At 67.9% G+C, this 18383-nt stretch carries 19 protein-coding genes; 4 read left to right on the top strand and 15 right to left on the bottom strand.

Annotated elements, in window-relative coordinates:
- The first annotated feature begins 109 nt into the window (after positions 1-109).
- The 3 genes from phaC to phaR all read left to right on the top strand — a co-directional run bounded on the left by phaC (position 110) and on the right by phaR (position 3224).
- On the top strand, positions 110-1897 hold the full coding sequence (phaC, locus tag BUR94_RS11395) for a class I poly(R)-hydroxyalkanoic acid synthase (protein WP_074256348.1): 1788 nt from the start codon (positions 110-112) through the stop codon (positions 1895-1897).
- Positions 1898-2041: 144 nt separating this feature from the next.
- On the top strand, positions 2042-2491 hold the full coding sequence (locus tag BUR94_RS11390; protein ID WP_074256347.1) for a phasin, PhaP: 450 nt from the start codon (positions 2042-2044) through the stop codon (positions 2489-2491).
- A 157-nt stretch (positions 2492-2648) separates the two neighbouring features.
- The gene (phaR, locus tag BUR94_RS11385) at positions 2649-3224 is read left to right on the top strand and encodes a polyhydroxyalkanoate synthesis repressor PhaR (RefSeq protein ID WP_074256346.1); all 576 of its coding nucleotides are present in this window, start codon (positions 2649-2651) and stop codon (positions 3222-3224) included.
- Between the two features lie 129 nt (positions 3225-3353).
- On the opposite strand, the gene BUR94_RS11380 is transcribed toward phaR, so the two are convergent.
- Positions 3354-4715, bottom strand: a complete 1362-nt coding sequence (locus BUR94_RS11380; RefSeq protein WP_074256345.1) for an aminotransferase — start codon at positions 4713-4715, stop codon at positions 3354-3356.
- The gene (locus BUR94_RS11375; RefSeq protein WP_074256344.1) at positions 4712-5098 is read right to left on the bottom strand and encodes a GFA family protein; all 387 of its coding nucleotides are present in this window, start codon (positions 5096-5098) and stop codon (positions 4712-4714) included. The genes BUR94_RS11380 and BUR94_RS11375 overlap by 4 nt, the downstream gene beginning before the upstream one ends.
- A gap of 75 nt (positions 5099-5173) precedes the next feature.
- Here BUR94_RS11375 and BUR94_RS11370 point away from each other — a divergent pair, with 75 nt between their 5' ends.
- Complete coding sequence (locus BUR94_RS11370; protein ID WP_074256343.1) at positions 5174-6136, top strand: LysR family transcriptional regulator; 963 nt, start codon at positions 5174-5176, stop codon at positions 6134-6136.
- A gap of 83 nt (positions 6137-6219) precedes the next feature.
- Here BUR94_RS11370 and BUR94_RS11365 read toward each other — a convergent pair whose 3' ends face one another.
- From BUR94_RS11365 to BUR94_RS11305, 13 genes are all read right to left on the bottom strand, one after another.
- On the bottom strand, positions 6220-7419 hold the full coding sequence (locus tag BUR94_RS11365) for a DegT/DnrJ/EryC1/StrS family aminotransferase (RefSeq protein WP_074256342.1): 1200 nt from the start codon (positions 7417-7419) through the stop codon (positions 6220-6222).
- A gap of 182 nt (positions 7420-7601) precedes the next feature.
- Entirely contained in the window at positions 7602-8909 is a 1308-nt protein-coding gene (locus BUR94_RS11360) for an NAD(P)/FAD-dependent oxidoreductase (RefSeq protein ID WP_074257696.1), read from the bottom strand.
- Positions 8906-9565 carry a hypothetical protein gene (locus tag BUR94_RS11355; protein WP_074256341.1) on the bottom strand — a complete coding sequence of 220 codons (660 nt, stop codon included), beginning with the start codon at positions 9563-9565 and terminating at the stop codon, positions 8906-8908. The genes BUR94_RS11360 and BUR94_RS11355 overlap by 4 nt, the downstream gene beginning before the upstream one ends.
- Positions 9562-10917 carry a glutamine synthetase family protein gene (locus tag BUR94_RS11350; protein WP_074256340.1) on the bottom strand — a complete coding sequence of 452 codons (1356 nt, stop codon included), beginning with the start codon at positions 10915-10917 and terminating at the stop codon, positions 9562-9564. The genes BUR94_RS11355 and BUR94_RS11350 overlap by 4 nt, the downstream gene beginning before the upstream one ends.
- Entirely contained in the window at positions 10914-11609 is a 696-nt protein-coding gene (locus tag BUR94_RS11345; RefSeq protein WP_074256339.1) for a type 1 glutamine amidotransferase, read from the bottom strand. The genes BUR94_RS11350 and BUR94_RS11345 overlap by 4 nt, the downstream gene beginning before the upstream one ends.
- Positions 11610-11703: 94 nt before the next feature.
- A complete protein-coding gene (locus BUR94_RS11340; protein ID WP_074256338.1) occupies positions 11704-13008 on the bottom strand; it encodes a glutamine synthetase family protein in 1305 nt (434 codons plus the stop codon).
- Positions 13005-13811 carry an ABC transporter permease gene (locus tag BUR94_RS11335; RefSeq protein WP_074256337.1) on the bottom strand — a complete coding sequence of 269 codons (807 nt, stop codon included), beginning with the start codon at positions 13809-13811 and terminating at the stop codon, positions 13005-13007. The genes BUR94_RS11340 and BUR94_RS11335 overlap by 4 nt, the downstream gene beginning before the upstream one ends.
- Positions 13808-14692, bottom strand: coding sequence for an ABC transporter permease (locus tag BUR94_RS11330; protein WP_074256336.1), 885 nt, complete (start codon positions 14690-14692; stop codon positions 13808-13810). The genes BUR94_RS11335 and BUR94_RS11330 overlap by 4 nt, the downstream gene beginning before the upstream one ends.
- A 50-nt stretch (positions 14693-14742) precedes the next feature.
- Positions 14743-15471 (bottom strand): transporter substrate-binding domain-containing protein, encoded by a 729-nt coding sequence (locus BUR94_RS11325; protein ID WP_245794442.1) that lies wholly within the window; start codon positions 15469-15471, stop codon positions 14743-14745.
- A gap of 33 nt (positions 15472-15504) precedes the next feature.
- Entirely contained in the window at positions 15505-16260 is a 756-nt protein-coding gene (locus tag BUR94_RS11320) for an ABC transporter substrate-binding protein (protein WP_074256335.1), read from the bottom strand.
- Positions 16260-17036, bottom strand: coding sequence for an ABC transporter ATP-binding protein (locus BUR94_RS11315; protein WP_074256334.1), 777 nt, complete (start codon positions 17034-17036; stop codon positions 16260-16262). Before BUR94_RS11315 ends, BUR94_RS11320 begins: the two co-directional genes overlap by 1 nt.
- A 95-nt stretch (positions 17037-17131) precedes the next feature.
- On the bottom strand, positions 17132-17878 hold the full coding sequence (locus tag BUR94_RS11310; RefSeq protein WP_074256333.1) for a substrate-binding domain-containing protein: 747 nt from the start codon (positions 17876-17878) through the stop codon (positions 17132-17134).
- 3 nt (positions 17879-17881) lie between these two features.
- Positions 17882-18322, bottom strand: a complete 441-nt coding sequence (locus BUR94_RS11305) for a tellurite resistance TerB family protein (RefSeq protein WP_074256332.1) — start codon at positions 18320-18322, stop codon at positions 17882-17884.
- Positions 18323-18383 lie beyond the last annotated feature (61 nt).

The raw sequence follows: 18383 nt of genomic DNA, 5'->3' as shown, positions 1-18383 counted from the left end.
GCCTTTCCTTGCCCGTCGGCACCCTCGTGCCGCTGGGGCAACATGCCGCTTGCCCCTCCCAAGCTTGCGGCGCTACCTTTTAAGAAGAAGTTAGGGGGGAATGATTAGCATGACAACTGATGAAACCGACGCGGCCGTCGATCCCTCCAAGCTCGAACAGAACCTGGCCAAGATTGAGGCACTTTCGCAACGACTCGTTGCCGCGCTGAGCCATCAGCGCCAGGTCGCGCCCTCGCTGCAGGGTCCTTCGCCCGAACTCTACGCCAAGGCCGCCGCCGCCTACTGGCAGGAGATGATGGCGAATCCCTCCAAGATCTTCGAGCAGCAGGTGAGCTACTGGGGCAAGACGCTCAAGCATTACATCGACACCCAGCAAAATCTTGTCCAGGGCAAGCTCGCGCCGCCCGAGGATGCCTCCGGCCCCGATCCGCGGTTCTCCTCGCCGCTCTGGCAGACCCATCCCTACTTCAACTACATCAAGCAGCAGTACCTCTTCTCGTCCCAGGCCATCGGCAACGCGGTCGGCGAGCTCGACGGGCTGGACGAGGGCGACAGGAGGCGGCTGGAGTATTTCTCCAAGCAGATCGTCGACCTGATGTCGCCCACCAACTTCCTGGCCACCAATCCCGAGGCGCTGGAGCGCGCGGTCGAGACCGACGGGCAGAGCCTGGTCGACGGGCTGGAGAACCTGGTGAAGGATCTCGAGGATCACGAGGGCGACTTCGTGGTGAACCTCGCCGACAAGAACGCCTTCAAGGTCGGCGGCAACATCGGCACCACCGAGGGCGAAGTCGTCTATCGCAACCGGATGTTCGAGCTGATCCAGTACGCGCCCGCCACCGAGCAGCAGTACAAGACCCCGCTCATCATCTTTCCGCCCTGGATCAACAAGTTCTACATCCTCGACCTGAAGCCGCAGAACTCGCTGATCAAGTGGATCACCGAGCAGGGCTACACGCTCTTCGTGGTCAGCTGGGTCAATCCCGACGCCAGCTACCGCGACACCGGGCTGGGCGACTACATCGAGGAGGGCTACCTCACCGCGCTGGAGCAGGTGAAGCAGATCACCGGCGAGAAGCAGGTCAATGCCATCGGCTACTGCATCGCCGGCACCACCCTCTCGCTCACCCTCTCGCTGCTGAAGGCACGCGGCGACGACACGGTGAAGAGCGCCACCTTCTTCACCACGCTGACCGATTTCTCCGACCAGGGCGAGGTGGGGGTGTTCCTGACCGATGACTTCGTCGACGGGATCGAGGCCGAGGTCAACGAGCGGGGCTATCTCGACAGCTTCTACATGTCGCGCACCTTTTCCTACCTGCGCTCGAACGACCTGATCTACCGCCCGGCGATCCGCAGCTACATGATGGGCGAGACCCCTCCGGCCTTCGACCTGCTCTACTGGAACGGCGACAGCACCAACCTGCCGGCGAAGATGTCGGTCGAGTACCTGCGCAAGCTCTGCCAGGAGGATCAGCTGGCCAGGGGCGAGATCGAGCTTTGCGGCGAGCGGCTTTCGCTCTCCAGCATCGACGTGCCGGTCTGCGCCATCGCCTGCGAGACCGATCACATCGCGGCCTGGAAGGCGAGCTACCGTGGCATCCGGCAGATGGGATCGAAAGACAAGACCTTCATCCTCTCCGAGAGCGGCCATATCGCCGGCATCGTGAATCCGCCCAGCAAAAAGAAGTATGGCCATTACACCAACCCCGACCTGACCGCCGATCCCGAGGCGTGGCAGGCGGCGGCGGATTACAACGAGGGCTCCTGGTGGCCGCGCTGGGAGGCCTGGCTGCGCTCGCGCTCGGGCAAGAAGGTTGAGGCCCGCCAACCCGGCGATTCCAGCCATCCTGCGCTTGCAAAAGCGCCCGGAACCTATGTGATTTCGTCCAGGTAACTGAAATTACACGATTTATTATTTTTGCTGCAGTGCAGAAAAAACCTTGAAATTCTGCACTGCAGCATGTATCTATCTCCTCGAAGACAACAACAGCCCACCCGAAACAACCCGGTGCCCGCCGCACCAAAAGGAGATAGACCCATGGCCAAGACCACCAACGACATGACCAAGATGATGCAGGACATGATGGCTGCGTTCCCCGTTGACGCGACCGCGATGCAGGACGTTTTCAAATCCTCCGCCGCTCTCGGCGAGAAGCTCTCCGCCGTTGCCCTCGAAGCTGCTGCTTCCTCCACCGAGATCTCCTCGAAGTGGACCAAGGAAACCATCGCCAAGGCCGCGACCCTCACCAAGGTGAAGGACGAGCCCACCGACTACACCAAAGCCATGACCGACTTCGCCTCTGCCCAGGCCGAGATGACTGCCGAGAACATGGCTGCCTTCGCCGAAGTTGCGAAGAAGGTGCAGATGGAAACCGTCGAGCTGATGCTGGCTGCCGGCAAGGACTTCTCGGAAGAGGCCACCGCCGCCGTGAAGAAGGCCACCAACGACGTGACCACCGCTGCCAAGAAAGCCGCTGCCGCCAAGTAAGGCCGCAGCACGAAAATCCGGCGCCTCTCCTCCTCCCTGGAGGCGCTGACGGAAGGGCGGGTCTCACGACCCGCCCTTTGCCGTTCTAAACGCTTTCTTTTTCAGAAATGCTGCACTACGCTGCGGTTCGCTGCACTGCAATATGGGGAGTATTCGCATGTCGGACGACAAGGCGCCGCTGCTGATCAAGCGGTATGCGAGCCGGCGGCTCTACAACACCGAAACCTCCGATTACGTGACGCTGGAGGATATCTCCAACTTCATCCGTGACGGTCGTGAGGTGCAGATCGTCGATCTCAAGTCGGGCGATGACCTCACCCGCCAGTATCTCCTCCAGATCATCGCCGAGCATGAGAGCAAGGGCGACAACGTGCTGCCCACCGGCGTGCTCACGGATCTCGTGCGCAGCTACGCCAGCCAGGCCCAGTCGATCGTGCCTGCGTTCCTGCAATCCTCCTTCGAGATGCTGCAGAACGGCCAGAGCACGATGCTGGAGAACATGAGCAAGATGAACCCGATGGCCACGATGCCCGGGTTCGACGCCATGCGCGCCCAGCAGGAGGCCTTTCTCAAGGCGATGACCGGCGGCATGCCCGCGGCCTTCGGCTCCTCCGGCCCGGCCCCCGACGATGGCGCCCCCGCGGCCAAACCCGCGAAGGGCGGCAAGGATCTGGATGACATCAAGGCGCAGCTCGCCGCGCTGCAGGAGCAGCTCTCGAAGCTGGGCAAGTGAGCCGCGCGCATTGACCGGGCATCACAGCTGACGCGCCGGACCCCAGGGCCTTGCCCGGCGCATCGCTGGCGGGGCCGATCCCCGTGAGCGCGCGTGGTGTGGCGGGGTGCCCCCCACACCGCTCCGGCCTCAGGCGACCTCGGCAAAGACCTTGTCGAGCGCGCCTTCCAGCTTCTCGAACATTTCCGCCATCTGGCCTTCGGTCACGATGAACGGCGGGCAAAGCACGATCGACTGGCCCAGCGGGCGGCAGATCAGCCCCTCGTCGGTGCAGGCATTGGCAATCCTTTCGCTGACCGAGAGCGACCCGTCGAAGGGGGTCTTGCTGGCCTTGTCGGCCACCGCCTCCAGCGCGCCCATCAGCCCGCGCCCGCGCACCTCGCCGATGTTGGCCTTCTCGCCGATCCGCGCCATCCCGGCCTCGAACATCGGCGTCAGCTCCCGGACCCGGTCGATCAGCCCCTCGTTCAGGATCACGTCGATCGCCTTCAGCGCAATCGCGCAGCCCACCGGATGCCCGCTGGCGGTAAAGCCGTGGGGGAACTCCTCGATCGCCTCGGAAGCCGCCTGCACCCGGTCGGCCAGCTCCGGCCCCAGGATCACCGCGCCCATCGGAAAGAACCCCGCCGTCAGGCACTTGGACGAAATGATCGCATCGGGCACGAAGTCGTAGCTCTCGCAGCCCCAGACCGCGCCGGTGCGCCCGAACCCGCAGATCACCTCGTCGGAGACGAGCGGAATCCCGTGCGCCTTCAGCACCTTCTGCACCGCCTGGAAGTAGCCCTCCGGCGCCGGGATCACCCCGCCCGCGCCCATCACCGGCTCGGCGAAGAAGCCGGCGATGGTATCGGCGCCCTCGCGCGCGATCACCTCTTCCAGCTCGGCGGCCAGCCGCGCCACGAACTCGGCCTCGCTCTCGCCCGGCTTGCCCTCGCGCCAGTAGTGCGGGCAGGTCAGGTGCAGAAAGCCCGGCAGGGGCAGGCCGAAGACCTCGTTGTAGGGCTTGCCGGTCATCGAGGCGCTCACCGCCGTCACCCCGTGATAGGCGTTCTTCCGGGTCAGGATCTTGCGCCGCTGCGGCTTGCCCTCGGCCCCGGCAAGGAACCAGAGCATCTTGACCATCGTGTCGTTCGCCTCGCTGCCGGAGTTGGTGTAGAACACCCGGCCCCGGTCGAAGGGGGAGACCTCCACCAGCTTTTCCGAGAGCATCACCGTCTGGTCGCTCATCCGGCCGAAGAAGGCGTGGTAGCCCGGAAACCGCGCATAGGCCTCCTGCGCCGCCGCCGTCAGCCCGGGATGGTCGAAGCCGGCGACCATGTTCCAGAGGCCGGAGTTGGCATCGAGGTAGCGCCGCCCGTGCACGTCCACCACATAGGGGCCCTCGCCGTGGGTCAGCACCACGGTCCCGCGGGCATGGATCGTGGGAAGATCGGTGAAACCATAGAGAGTGGCGGCCTCGGCGCGGGCCTCCCAGCTTTGCGGTGTGGTCATGGTGTCTCCTGGGGCAGGTGATGGGCCGCCAACCACGGCAGGGCCTCATCGGAATGGTCTGTATGATCGGGCACGAAGCCCATGGGGTCGTCAAGCTGCGCGGCCAGGAAATGGGTCTCTCCCGGGTGGTCGGCGCTGGCATAGGTGAGCGGCGCGCCGCAGCGGGTGCAGAAGCAGCGTTCCACCCCGGGCCGGCTCGAGTAGCGCCCCGGAGGCGCGCCCTCCCAGCGCCAGGCGCCGTTCGTCACGCCGATCCAGCCCACCACCGGCGCCCCGCTTGCGCGGCGGCAGCTCTCGCAGGTGCACAGGCCCTGCCAGAGCACCGCCTCAGTCGCAAAGGCAAAGCGGGTGGCCCCGCAAAGGCAGCGTCCGGTTGTCTCCATGGCCGCGACCCTGCCGCAGTTGCGCAGCCTCCGCAATGGCCATAGCGTGCGCCCCAATCAAGGAGCCGCCGCCCCATGCCAGACAAGACCGGACGCATCACCCTCTGGCAGGTCGAGGTCTTCCTGGCGACCGCCGAGGAGGGGGCCGTTTCGGCGGCGGCCCGGCGGCTGGGGGCCTCTGTCTCTGCCGTTTCCCAGCAGCTCACGGCGCTCGAGGGGGCGATGGGCGTGCCGCTGATGGACCGCTCCACCCGCCCGGTGGCGCTGACGCCGGCGGGCGAGGCGCTGAAGCGCCGGGCGCAGAACATCCTCAACGAGGCGGCGGCGGCGCGGGCCGAGATCGCGGGCGGCGACATGGCGGCGCTCACCTCGCTGCGGCTCGGGATGATCGAGGACTTCGACTCCGACGTGACCCCCCAGCTCCTCAGCTCGATGGCGGGCGAGCTGGCCAACTGCCAGTTCCTGCTCGAAACCGGCGCCTCCCACCGGCTCTTCGACCTGCTCGACACCCGTGCGCTCGACGTGATCGTGGCGGCCGACATGGGCGCGGCGGCGGAATGGATGGAGGTGCACCCGCTCATGCAGGAGCCCTTCGTCGCCGCCGTGCCGCGCGGCGCGGTTGCGGGGGAGGACGTGGCGGGCCAGCTCCAGAAGCTGCCGCTGATCCAGTACACGACCCGTCACCTGATGGGTCGCACGATCTCGGATCACCTCGCGCGGCAGAACCTGCGGCTCTCGCACCGCTTCGAGCTCGACAGCTATCACGCGATCATGGCGCTGGTGGCCGAGGGGGCAGGCTGGACCATCCTCACGCCGCTCGCGCTGGGCCGGGCCCACCGCTTTCAGCAGAGCGCGGATATCCTGCCGCTGCCCTTCGCGCCGCTGTCGCGCACCATCTCGCTCAATGCCCGCGCGGGCGTGCTTTCGACCATGCCCGAGCGCATGGCCGGCAAGCTTCGCCCGCTGATCGACACGCTGGTGGTCACACCCGCGGTGGAGCGGTTCCCCTGGCTCGCGGGAGATCTGAAGCTGCTATGAGCCGTGCCGTCCTCGGGCCTGACCCGAGGAGCTCCCGGCCATGGGATCCTCGGGTCAGGCCCGAGGATGTCCTCCGCCCGGCCTCACTCGGCGGCGATCGCGCCCTTCACCTGGCTCGCGGCCCCCACCAGGGCAGCGGAGACGTAATCCAGCTCCGCATCGGTGAGCCGCGCGGGCAGGCGCACGTCGCAGGCGCGCATCAGCATGGCGCGGGTGCGCGGCAGCTCGGGCAGATCGCCCAGGAACTGCCAGTTCCAGAAGGCGCGGGCGTTGTCTTCGCTCATCCCGAAGACCTGCACCTTCACGCCCCGCGCGGCAGAGGCCTCGGCGAAATCGCGCACCTCGGCGTCGGACAGGCCGACGAGGTTGAACTGGATCGAATCCGGCGCGCGCAGCTCGCCCGGCAGGGGCGGCGGCACGTCGAGCCAGGGGCTCATGTTCAGGCTCGCGGCCACCCGGTCGTGCCCGGCGCGGCCATCGCGCACCCGGCGGGCCACCTCGGCCAGCTGCGGGCGGATCACGGCGGCCGACAGGTTCTGCATCCGCATGTTGTAGAGCGGCAGCTTGTTCTGCCAGCGCTTGTAATGGGCCTCGAGCCCCATGTTCTTTTTCCAGGCGTGCTCGTAGGCGCCGCTCATGATGACCGCGCGGGCCACCAGCTCGGGGTCATCGGTGATCAGGATGCCGCCTTCGCCCGCGTTCACCAGCTTGTAGCTCTGGAAGGAGAAGCAGCCGATCTTGCCGATGGTGCCGATCTTGCGGCCATGCCAGACGGTGCCGAGCGAATGTGCTGCGTCTTCGAGCACCGGGATGCCGGCGGCATCGGCCAGCGCCATGATCGCGTCCATGTCGGAGGTATGGCCGCGCATGTGGCTGATGAGCACGCAATCGACGCCCGGCAGCTTGGCCTCGAAGTCGGCCAGGTCGAGCCGGTAGTTCTCGCCCACCTCGCAGAGCACCGGCTCGCAGTCGGCATGCACCACGGCCGAGGGCACGGCGGCGAAGGTGAAGGCGGGGATCAGCACCCGGGCCCCGCGCGGCAGGTCGAGCGCCTTCAGCGACAGGAACAGCGCGGCGGAGCAGGAGGAGACGGCCAGCGCATAGGTGGAGCCCATCAGCTCGGCGAATTCCCGCTCCAGAAGGGCGACGGGCGCGCCTTCGGGCGCGGTGTAGCGAAACAGGTCGCCCGATTGCAGCAGGCGGTCGATCTCGGCACGGGCGGCCTCGGGGATGGGTTCGGCGTCGTAGACGTTGGGGGCCCGCTCGTTGGAAGCCTGTGTCATCGCTGCGTACCTCTTTCAGGTTTTCTGAAATGCTCTTTCAGGAAACATGTAGCTGAAACCGCAGGCACCCCCAAGTGAAATTTCGATAACGGTCTCGTGGGCAGAACATCGTTCCGCCTTTCGGCCCTCCCCCTGCGAAGAGCGCCCCTGCCGGATTCTTCGCCCTGCGAGGCGTCTTCGCCCTAGATCCCGAGCCGGTCGCGCAGCCCGTACCACATCATCGCCGCCGTGGTGATCGGCGTGCGCAGGAGCGGGCCGCCGGGGAAGGGCGGGCAGGGCAGGCGGGCCATCAGCTCGAAGTCGTCCTCGTCGCCGCCCACCGCGCGGGCCATGATCTCGCCCGCCTTGGTGGCCAGCGCCACGCCGTGCCCCGAGTAGCCCCCGGCCGACATCACCCCCGGCGCGGGTCGCATGAAGAGCGGCACCCGCTTCACGGTGATCCCCAGCGTGCCGCCCCAGCCATGGGTGATCTTCACGCCCTCGAGCTGCGGAAAGATCCGCTCCAGCGGCACCCGCACCTTGCCGGCGATGTCTTGCGGAAAGCGGTAGCCGTAGCTCTCGCCGCCGCCGAAGATCAGCCGCCTGTCGGCGCTCAGGCGGTAGTAGTTGATGATGAACTTGCTGTCGGCCACCGCCACGTTGCGGGGCATCACCTCGGCCGCGCGGTCGCCCAGAGGCTCGGTCGCCACCATGTAGTTGTTGATCGGCATGACCCGCGCCTGCACCTTGGGCGCCAACCCCTCCATGTAGCCGTTGCAGCCGAGGATCACCTGGTCGGCCAGCACCCGGCCCCGGTCGGTCGCCACCAGCACCTTGCCGCCTTCGGGCGCGATCCGGTGGACCTCGCTCATCTCGTGCAGGTCGGCGCCCGCCTCTGAAGCCCCCCGCGCCAGCCCGAAGGCGAAGGCCAGCGGGTGGATGTGCCCGGCCGTCCAGTCCACCACGCCGCCCTTGTAGACCTCGGTGCCGATGAACCGCCGCACGCCGCCCGCGTCGAGCACCTCCTGGCTCTCGTAGCCATATTCGCGGCGCAGGAAGGCGGCATATTGCGCCGCCTCCTCGGCCTCGCCCTGCTGCCAGAAGCTGTGCAGCACGCCCGGCTGCCAGTCGGCCTCGGGCGCCAATTCATCCAGCAGTGCGCGCACCAGCGCCACCGCCTCCTGCCCGATCCGCCAGTAGCCCTCCGCCGCCGGGCGGCCGAGACGGGCCTCCAGCACGTCCTGGTGCATGTTGAGCGCCGGGGCCACCTGCCCGCCGTTGCGCCCCGAGGCGCCCCAGCCGACGCGCTGCGCCTCCACCAGCACCACCTTCGCGCCCGCCCGCGCCAGGTGCAGCGCCGCCGAGAGCCCGGTAAAGCCCCCGCCCACCACCGCCACATCGGCGCGGACCTCGCCCTTCAGCGGCTCGAACGGTCCGGGTGCCTCGGCGCTCGCGGCATACCAGCTCGTGGTATGCGCGCCGCGCTTGCCGTTGGCGTGGAGAAGTTTCATGGCATCACCCATGTGTTGAGAACCCAGAATGTCGCGCCTTCTCCGCCGCTCTGCCCGAACTGCGCCTTGCGATCCACGATCACGCCCCCGTCGGTCCTGGCCGCCGCGAGCGCCGCTTCGAAGGCCTCCTCACTGTCGAAGGTGCGGTGTTCGGGCCGGATCGCCCGGCCCTGCGCCACAAGCGCCGCCACATCCGCACCCCTGAAGTCCGGCAGGCGCACGTCGCAGCGCCAGCAGGTCACCTTGTCGACCACCTCGCCCTCCTGCACCAGCAAGGCGTAGGTCCGCCAGTTCGCGAGCGCGCCCCCGAGGCTGAAGGCCACCGCGGCGACCGACTGGCCGGTGCTCATCACCTCGCTGTCGACATGGCCGGAGAGCCCGGCGGCATCGGCCACAAAGACCGCCTCTCCGCCGGTGGCGCTCTCGGTCAGGATCAGTGAAATGCCCTCCGCGCCGCGCGCGAGATACTGGCGTTGCAGCACCATCACCGGCGCGTCGAACTGCGCCGGGCCGGCCACCGCCGCGCTGCCCTGGGCTCCGGAGAGCGCGGCGCCCAGCGCCGCAAGGCCCGACAGCGCCCCGTAGAGCCAGGCTCCGCCCGCGCCGAGCGCAGCGCCCAGCACCGCGCCGCCCGCGAACAGTGCCGCCCCCTTCATACGTTCAGCAGCAGGTGCTCGCGCTCCCAGGGGGAGATGACCTGCATGAAGCCCTTGTACTCGAGCCGCTTTACCGCGAGGTAGGTCTCGGTGAACTTCTCGGTGACCAGCTCGTGCAGCGCCTTGTCCTCCTCGAAGAGGTCCAGCGCCTCGCCCAGCGTGGTCGGAATGTCGGCCTCCTGGGTATAGGCCTCTGCGGTGAACTCGGGGCTCGGATCTATCTTCTCGCGCAGGCCCAGCAGCCCGCAGGCGAGCGAGGCGGCCAGCCCGAGGTAGGGGTTGCAATCCATCCCCGGCAGGCGGTTCTCGATGCGCCGCGCCTCGGGGCCGCTGATCGGCACCCGCAGGCCGGTGGTGCGGTTGTCGCGGCCCCAGCTCAGGTTGATCGGCGCGGCATAGTCAGGCACGTAGCGGCGGTAGCTGTTGACGTAGGGCGCAAAGAGCGCGACGGCGGCGGGCAGGTGCCGCTGCAACCCGCCGATGAAATGCGCGAAACTCTCGTTCTCGCTGCCATCGGGGTTGGAGAAGATGTTGCGCCCGGTCTTCGCATCGACGACCGAGTGGTGGATGTGCATGGCACTTCCGGGCTCGTCCTGGATCGGCTTGGCCATGAAGGTGGCGTAGCTCTCGTGCCGAAAGGCCGCCTCGCGGATCATCCGCTTGAAGTAGAAGATCTCGTCGGCCAGCAGCACCGGGTCGCCATGGCGCAGGTTGATCTCGATCTGCCCGGCACCGCCCTCCTGGAGGATGCCGTCGATCTCGAAGCCCTGGGCCTCGGCGAAGTCGTAGATGTCGTCGATGACCGCGCCGAAGTCGTCGATCGCGGCCATCGAATAGGCCTGCCGGGCGGCGGCACGGCGGCCGGTGCGGCCCATCGGAGGCTGGATCTCGTGGCCCGGGTCCACGTTGGGCGCGACGAGGTAGAACTCCATCTCCGGCGCCACCACCGGGGTCAGGCCCATCTCGGCGTAGAGCGCCACGATCCGCTTCAGCACATTGCGCGGGGCAACGGGCACCGGCTGGCCCTGCTGGTCGTTGATGTCGTGGATCACCTGGAGCGAAACGTCGGCGGTCCAGGGCGCGGCGGTCGCGGTGCTGAAATCGGGGGTCAGCACCATGTCGGGCTCGGTGAAGGGCTGATCCTCCAGCGAGGCCCAGTCTCCGGTGATGGTTTGCAGGAAGATCGAGTTGGGCAGGTAGAAATGGCTCTGCTTGGCAAACTTGCTGGCCGGCATCGCCTTGCCCCGCGCCACGCCGGCGAGATCGCCCACGATGCACTCCACCTCGTCGAGGCGGCGGCCCTTGAGCCAGTCGCGGGCGGTGTCGGGGAGTTGCGAGATGAAATCGGTCATTCCGCGGCCCCCTGCCAGTCGCGCGAGGCCTTGAAGAAATCGGCCATGTCATTGCCCAGCCGGGCGTTGTCGATCGGCTTGTCGAGCATCTGCTGGGCATAGGCCAGCCGCGCCTCGGGCACCGCGGCGCCGCGCACGTTGATCAGCCCCTGCATCATCTCGCGCCCGAACTCGGGGTGGGCCTGCACGGTCAGGATGCGATCGCCGTAGAGCAGGGCGGCATGTTCGCAGAACTTGTTCGACGAGACCGTGGCCGCCTCCTTCGGCGGGGTGATGACCTGGTCCTGGTGCCAGGCGTTCAGCGCCACCACCTCGTTGCCCCAGAGATACTCCTGCCGGCCCACGCCCCAGCCCTTGTCGCTCTTCTCCACCTTGCCGCCCAGCGCCTGCGCGACGATCTGGTGGCCGAAGCAGACGCCCACCAGCGGCTTCGGCGCGAGGTAGATCGCCCGGATGATCTGCTCCAGCGGCTCGATCCAGGGGTGATCCTCGTAGACCCCGTGGCGCGACCCGGTGATCAGCCAGCCATCGGCGGCGTCGATCGAGTTGGGAAACTCCATGTCGCAGACCGCCCAGCTGGCAAAGGTAAAGCCGTGGCCGTCCAGCAGCTTCTCGAACATGCCGGGATAGTCGCCGACATGGGGCTGAAGCTCGGGCGGGCAGTGGCCGCATTGCAGAATGCCGATGTGCATGGAAGCCTCCTTCTGGCCTTGCCAGACGGTATGCCCCGGCGCGGGCAGCCGCAAGCGGTGTTGGTGGCGCGAGACGGGTGGGCGTAGCCCGCCCCTACACCGTCTCCAGGCAGAGCAGCACCAGGTCGTCCCGCGCCAGCCCCTCGCAGCGCTTCAGCTCCTGCCGCTTGGTGCGGGTGAAACAGTCGATCAGCCGGGGGTGGAAGATCTCGGCGATCTCCGGGCTCTCGTCGAAGGCGTCGATCGCGCTCTCCCAATCGGTCGGCAGGGCGGGCAGCTCCTGCTCGTAGGCGTTGCCGGTGATCGGCGCGGGCGGGGTCAGCCCGGCCTCGATCCCGTTCAGCGCGGCGCCCAGCACGGCGGCGAGGTGCAGGAAGGGGTTGGCATCGCCCCCGGCCACCCGGTGCTCGATCCGCCGCGCCTTGCCCGGACCCGCGGGGATGCGGATGGCGGCGGTCCGGTTCTCGTAGGCCCAGCTGGCCTGCACCGGGGCATGGGCGCCCGGCACCAGCCGCTCGTAGCTGTTGGCATGGGGCGCGAAGATCAGCATCGAGGCGGGCAGGGCATTGAGGCAGCCCGCCACCGCCGAGCGCAGCACCTCGTTGCCCTGCTCGGAGCCGTCGTCGAAGATGTTGCGGCCCTCGGCGTCGATCACCGAGAAATGCACATGCAGCCCGTTGCCGGTGTCATCCTCGAAGGGCTTGGCCATGAAGCTCGCCGCCATGTCGTGCCGCCGCGCCAGCCCGCGGGCGAGCTGCTTGAAGGCCCAGGCGCTCTCGGCGGCCCGGCTCGCTTCCTCATGGGTGAGCGACAGCTCGAACTGGCCCACGCCCGCCTCCGAGATCGCCGCCTCGGCCGGAATCCCCATCGCCTCGCACCCGTCGTAGAGATCGGTGAAGAAGTCGTCGAAGGCGTCGAGACCGAGGAGCGAGTTCACATCGGCCCGCCGCACCCTGCGCCCGGTGCGCGGGCTGATCGGCGCCGAGAGCGTGCCGCCCTCGTCGTCGAGCAGGTGAAACTCCATCTCGAAGGCTGCATCCACCCGCCAGCCCTTCGCCGCATAGCGCTCCAGCACCCGCCCCAGCGCCCGCTGCGGGCAGCCCTCGAAGGGCTCGCCCGATTGCAGGTGCATCCGCATCAGCCACAGCTCGCTGGGCCGGTCGATCCAGGGCAGGGCCAGGGGGCCGCGCGGGGAGGGGCGCAGCACGCCGTCCCGGTCGCCCGACTTGAACACCAGCGGGCTGTCCTCGATGTCCTCGCCCCAGAGGTCGACGTTGAGCACGCTCAGGGGCAGCCGCGCCACCCCCTTCTCCAGCTTCTCCGCATAGCTTGCGGGCACCCGCTTGCCGCGCGCCTGGCCGTTCAGGTCCACCGCGCCAAATCGTATCGTCTCGCTCATCTGATCAACTGCGGCCTCAGCCTGAATTTTGCCCGCCGCTCCTGCGGAAGATGCCGGTTCAGCCGCCGCCCGATCAGGCTGTAGATCCCGATGATGCAGAGCGTCAGCAGGATGAAATAGAAGGCGAGGATCGGGTAGGGGATGAAGGGGTTGAATGTCTTGTCCGCGAAATAGCTCGCGTAGTAGAGCGCATCGCCCCCCTGCTGTCGGGCCGGAAAGCCGCTGAAGAAGACAAGCGTGGTGGTGTGAAACAGAAAGATCGCCTCGTTGGTATAGGCCGGCCAGCCGAGCCGGAGCATCGTCGGAAAGACGATCCGCCGGAACCGGCTCCAGCCGCTGAGGCCATAGGCATCGGCCGCCTCGATGTCGCCCTTGGGGATCGAGCGCAGCGCGCCGTAGAAGATCTCGCCCGAATAGGCCGAGGTGTTGAGGAACAGCACGATCACCGCGCCGAGCCAGGCGGCGGTGAACGGGTCGAAGAATGCGTATTGTCCCTTCAGCGACAGGAAGGCGAAATAGGCGAAGAAGCACTGGATGAAGAAGGGCGTGCCCCGGAAGACCAGGATGAACCACTCTGCCGGCTTGCGCAGCCAGGGGTTGGCCGAGGCCTTGCCGAGCGCGACCGTGATCGCCAGGAAGAAGCCGCTGACCAGCGCCACCGTGCCGAAGTAGATGTTCCAGATCAGCCCCGAGCCGATCAGCACGAAATGCTGGCAGAGGGTGAATTCGGACCGCGGCAGCAACCGCTCCCCGTATCCCAGCGAACGGAAGGCATAGTCGGCGATGGTCTCGGTGCAGCTCACACCCCGGCCCTCCGCTGCGCTTCGCCTGCGGCCGTTGCCTGCCCGTGCGAGAGCCGGTCGCTCAGCCGCCGCAGCACTATTTCCGAGACGCGGGTGAAGGCGAGGTAGAAGACCAGCAGCGCCAGGAAGTACCACATCCGCCAGTCACCGTGCGGATAGTCGGAAAACCGCGCGGTCTTGGTGCCGCCCAGCTCCCGCGCCCAGTAGACGATATCCTCGATGCCAAGCAGAAACAGCAGCGGCGTGGCCTTGATCAGCACCATCCAGGTATTGGAGAGGCCGGGCAGCGCATAGACCCACATCTGCGGCACCATCACCCGCCAGAAGGCCTGGCGGCGCGACATGCCGTAGGCCTCCGCCGTCTCCATCTGCGCCCGCGGCACGGCCCGCATCGCGCCGTAGAGCACATTGGCGGCAAAGGCCCCGAAGACGATGGCGAAGGTCAGCACCGCGAGCAGGAACCCATAGGTCTCGTGTTGCCACTCCGGCGCGGTGCCGAGCGGCAGCTTGGCGGCGGGGCAGACCAGAAAATCGTTGCCCTGGCGGATCGGCTGATCCCAGCCGGGGCATTTCACCTCGTGGCGCAGCCACTCGAAGAGCTGGTCGAGCGCGATCACGAAGAACAGGAAGAAGGCCACGTCGGGCACGCCCCGGACGACCGAGATGTAGCCCTTGCCGAACCAGCGCAGCGGCGCCACCAGCGACCGGGCCGCCATGGCGCCCAGAAAGCCCATGATGAGGGCCGAGGGCGCGGCCAGAGCGAGCAGCAGCAGCACCTTTCCGAAGGCCGCATAGAACGAGAAATGCACCCCCGTGGTGAGGTAACAGCTCAGCCATGTCAGGCCGGAGAGCGTGTCGGGTTGGGCGCAGAACTCAAACATGCGGGGCTGGATGGGCCGGCCCGCATCCGGGGCCGGCCCTGTGTCTCAGATCATTCGTAGATCGCGGCGCCGTCGCCGAACCACTTGACGATCATCGCGTTGAGCGTGCCGTCTTCCTTCATCGATCCGATGGCGGCGTCGAGCTTGTCCTTCAGCTCGCCGTCGCTCTCGCGCACGCCAACGCCGATACCGCCACCGAGCGGCACGTCGTCGCCCACGAAGACCAGCGCACCGCCCGACTCCTCGACCAGCGGCACGAGGTAGTCCTTGTCGGCAAACACCGCGTCGGCCTCGCCGTTGCGCACGGCGGCCACGGTCTCCTCGGGGGTGGCGAACTCCAGCAGGGTCGCGCCGCCCTCGGCCACATGGGCGGCCTGGATGGTGGCGGTCTGCGCGGCGATCACGCCGCCCTCGATGTCGGCATCCTCGGCGGCCGCGGCATAGGCCGAGGCGGCGGGGGGCGTGTAGTTCTGGGTGAAGTCGATCACCTCATCGCGTTCGTCGGTGATGCTCATGCCGGCCATGATCGCGTCGTAGTTGCCGCTCACGAGGTTGGGGATGATGCTGTCCCAGTCGTTCTTCACCCACTCGCAGGTCAGCTCGGCGCGGACGCAAAGCTCGTCGCCCAGCTCCTTCTCGAAGCCGTCGATCTCGCCGGCATCGTTGATGAAGTTATAGGGCGCATAGGCGCCCTCGGTGCCGATACGCACGGTCTGTGCCATCGCGGCGCCCGAGGTGAGCGCCAGCGCGACGCCCACGGTCATCAAGGTCTTGAACATTGTCGTTCTCCCGTTGGTCCTTGTTTTGGTTACCTATTCCGTGCCGTCCCCGGCCTGGAACCACTTGTCGGCCATCGCCGCGATGCTGCCGTCGTGCAGCATGTCGGCGATGGCGGAATCGAATTTGTCGCGCAGCGCGTCATCCTCCTTGCGGAAGGCGGCCGCGGTATCGCCGGAGGGGATGCCGAAGACCTCGGCGATCTCGACCTTGCCGCCGCCGTTGCGCGCCACCCCCTCGAGAAAGGCCTGGGGGCCCAGCACCTCGTCCACCCGCCCGTCGAAGAGCGCCTCGACGGTGGCCACCAGCGTCGGGTAGGTGCTGACGCTGGCCTCCATGGCGCGGGCCCAGTCCTCGTGGATGGTCGCCGCCTGCACACCCACGCGGGGCCGGTCGGAGGTGGCTGCGCCGCTGCGCACCAGGACGGCGGAGGCGGCGTTGCTGCCGGTCTCGTAGCCGAGCGAGAAATCCACCATCCGCGCCCGCGCGCTGGTCACCGCCATGCCGGCCATCACCACGTCATACTTGCCGTCGATCAGGTTGGGCAGGATGCTCTCCCAGTCGTTCACCACCCACTCGCATTTCAGGTCGGCCCGGCGGCAGATCTCATTGCCCAGTTCGATGTCGAAGCCGCGCAGCGCGCCCGAACGGTCGCGGAAGGTATAGGGCGGAAAGGCCGCCTCGGTGCCGATCCGAACCGAGCTGTCGGCCGCAGCCGCCCCGGCCCAAACCCCGGCCCAGACCCCGGCCCAGATCCCGGCCAGGAGCGCCAATGCCAGCCGCAGGCGCATCAGGCCATCTCGCCCGAATGAGAGAGGAAGCTGCGCAGCCGCTCCGACCGGGGCGCGCCGAACATCTCGGCCGGGGCGCCCTCTTCCTCGACAAGCCCCTGGTGCAGAAAGAGAATGTGGTCGGAGACATCGCGCGCCATCCGCATGTCATGGGTCACCAGGATCATGGTCCGGCCCTCTTCGGCCAGCGCCTTGATGACCTTCACCACCTCCTGCTCCAGCTCGGGGTCGAGCGCGCTGGTGGGCTCGTCGAAGAGCAGCGCCTCCGGCTCCATCGCCAGCGCGCGGGCGATCGCCGCCCGCTGCTGCTGCCCGCCCGAAAGCTGCGCCGGGTAGGCCTCGGCCTTGTCGCCGATCCCCACCTTGTCGAGATAGACGCGCGCGGCGGCCTCCACCTCGGCCCTGTCGCGCCTGAGCACGGTCACCGGCGCTTCCATCACGTTCTGCAGGATCGTCATGTGGGCCCAGAGGTTGAACTGCTGGAACACCATGCTGAGGTTGGTCCGGATCCGAAGCACCTGCCGCGCGTCCGCCGGCCGCCGGTGCGACGCCTCGCCCTTCCACTTCACCGCCTCGCCGCTGAACAGGATCTCGCCCTGCTGGCTGTCTTCGAGGAGGTTGGCGCAGCGCAGCAGGGTCGACTTGCCCGAGCCCGACGACCCGATGAGCGAAATGACCTCGCCCTTCCGGGCGCGCATGTCGACGCCCTTGAGCACTTCAAGGCTTCCGTAGGCCTTGTGCAGGCCTCTGATCTCGATCACGGGTTGTGGTGACACAGCGCCTCGTCAGCTGGGTTGCAAGCCCGGAGTAGGACGCAAAACCCGTTTGATTGCAAGGCGGAAGGGGCGAGGTTTCCGCAGCGTTCGCCCGTTCAGGCGGCAGGTGCCTCAGGAATGGGCATGTCGAGATACATCTGGCCCGTGAGCCGCACCGCGCCTTTCAACCCAAGGGTTTGCCGGGTGGTCTCGTCGAGCAGCTGCGCCGCCTCCTCGACCGCAGAGGCGATTTCGGTGGCATTCTGGCCCGGCGCGGTGATGAGCGGCAGGCCGGGCGTGGGGGCGGTGCGAAAGCGCTCCTCGACCCGCGCCGCCACAGGCTCCCAGCGCTGCGCCAGGGCCCAGGTCTGCGCGTCGATGCAGGCCCAGTCGGCCCGGCCCTCGGCCACGGCCTCGAGCGAGGCCAGATGCGCCCCGGTGGCAAGCACGGCGCCCGCCAGGCCGCGCCCGGCCTCGATCACCTCCCGCGCCGCGGCCCAGCCCGATTGCGAGTTGGTCGCGTTGCAGGCCAGCACGCCCTCCGGCACGCCGCCGGGCCGGGTCACGACCACCGAGTTGTAATAGCCCTCGGGGCACCCCGGCAGGCCGTAATCCAGCGTGATGACATAAACCACCTTGTCGCGCAGCTGCGCCCGGAAGGGCAGGGAGCAGGCCTGGCTCAGGATCAGATCGGGCGCGAGCCAGTGCGCCCAGAGCGCCTCCGGCGCGGCCAGCGCCTCGGGCAGGTCCTTCGGCAGCGCCGCGCCGCGGGCCACGATGCCGTCGCGGATGATGCCCCAGAAGAGGTTGAGCGCGGGCTCCGTCTCGGGCCGCAGATACATCGGCAGGGCGGCCTGGAACATCGCTCAGCCCCCGTCCGAGACCGCCTGCCGCGCCAGGGCCGAGTCGCGGTCGTTGACGCCGAGCAGGTTGGCGATGAGCCGCATCAGCGCATCCTCCTCCGCGTCGCGCCGCCCGTCGGCCAGCACCACGCGCCAGATGTCCTCGACCACGCCGCGCCGGCCCTCGTAGGCCACCGCATCCTTGATCGCGCGGGTAAAGCGCACCGTGTCGGCCGCGCCGGCCTCCAGCGCCTCGGCCTCGGCCAGCACCTGCGCGGCCTCGAAGGGCGACCCGCCGATCCAGCGCTGGGTGATGCCCTGGATCATGTCGCGCTCGACCTGCGCATAATCGCCATCGGCGCGGGCCACGCGCACCAGCAGGGCGGGGAGGGCCGCCCTCGGGTCCACGTCGCTCGCGCCCGTGTCATTCTCGCCGGTCAGGCGCCTGATGAAATCTGCAAACATGCCAGCAGATATAGAGGGCTGTCTTGGCGGCGCAACTCGTCGCGGCCCCGATCGGGCAGTT

The sequence above is a fragment of the Vannielia litorea genome, from assembly GCF_900142295.1.
GTDB classification, from domain to species: domain Bacteria; phylum Pseudomonadota; class Alphaproteobacteria; order Rhodobacterales; family Rhodobacteraceae; genus Vannielia; species Vannielia litorea.
Note: the sequence above shows the minus strand (reverse complement) of the source record. Positions and strands in the feature narration are given on the sequence as shown.

Excerpts from the sequence above, each read along its gene's own strand:
- phaC (WP_074256348.1), top strand. The coding sequence starts at position 110 with ATGACAACTGATGAAACCGACGCGGCCGTCGATCCCTCCAAGCTCGAA.
- BUR94_RS11390 (WP_074256347.1), top strand. The coding sequence starts at position 2,042 with ATGGCCAAGACCACCAACGACATGACCAAGATGATGCAGGACATGATG.
- phaR (WP_074256346.1), top strand. The coding sequence starts at position 2,649 with ATGTCGGACGACAAGGCGCCGCTGCTGATCAAGCGGTATGCGAGCCGG.
- BUR94_RS11380 (WP_074256345.1), bottom strand. The coding sequence starts at position 4,715 with ATGACCACACCGCAAAGCTGGGAGGCCCGCGCCGAGGCCGCCACTCTC.
- BUR94_RS11375 (WP_074256344.1), bottom strand. The coding sequence starts at position 5,098 with ATGGAGACAACCGGACGCTGCCTTTGCGGGGCCACCCGCTTTGCCTTT.
- BUR94_RS11370 (WP_074256343.1), top strand. The coding sequence starts at position 5,174 with ATGCCAGACAAGACCGGACGCATCACCCTCTGGCAGGTCGAGGTCTTC.
- BUR94_RS11365 (WP_074256342.1), bottom strand. The coding sequence starts at position 7,419 with ATGACACAGGCTTCCAACGAGCGGGCCCCCAACGTCTACGACGCCGAA.
- BUR94_RS11360 (WP_074257696.1), bottom strand. The coding sequence starts at position 8,909 with ATGAAACTTCTCCACGCCAACGGCAAGCGCGGCGCGCATACCACGAGC.
- BUR94_RS11355 (WP_074256341.1), bottom strand. The coding sequence starts at position 9,565 with ATGAAGGGGGCGGCACTGTTCGCGGGCGGCGCGGTGCTGGGCGCTGCG.
- BUR94_RS11350 (WP_074256340.1), bottom strand. The coding sequence starts at position 10,917 with ATGACCGATTTCATCTCGCAACTCCCCGACACCGCCCGCGACTGGCTC.
- BUR94_RS11345 (WP_074256339.1), bottom strand. The coding sequence starts at position 11,609 with ATGCACATCGGCATTCTGCAATGCGGCCACTGCCCGCCCGAGCTTCAG.
- BUR94_RS11340 (WP_074256338.1), bottom strand. The coding sequence starts at position 13,008 with ATGAGCGAGACGATACGATTTGGCGCGGTGGACCTGAACGGCCAGGCG.
- BUR94_RS11330 (WP_074256336.1), bottom strand. The coding sequence starts at position 14,692 with ATGTTTGAGTTCTGCGCCCAACCCGACACGCTCTCCGGCCTGACATGG.
- BUR94_RS11325 (WP_245794442.1), bottom strand. The coding sequence starts at position 15,471 with ATGTTCAAGACCTTGATGACCGTGGGCGTCGCGCTGGCGCTCACCTCG.
- BUR94_RS11320 (WP_074256335.1), bottom strand. The coding sequence starts at position 16,260 with ATGCGCCTGCGGCTGGCATTGGCGCTCCTGGCCGGGATCTGGGCCGGG.
- BUR94_RS11310 (WP_074256333.1), bottom strand. The coding sequence starts at position 17,878 with ATGTTCCAGGCCGCCCTGCCGATGTATCTGCGGCCCGAGACGGAGCCC.
- BUR94_RS11305 (WP_074256332.1), bottom strand. The coding sequence starts at position 18,322 with ATGTTTGCAGATTTCATCAGGCGCCTGACCGGCGAGAATGACACGGGC.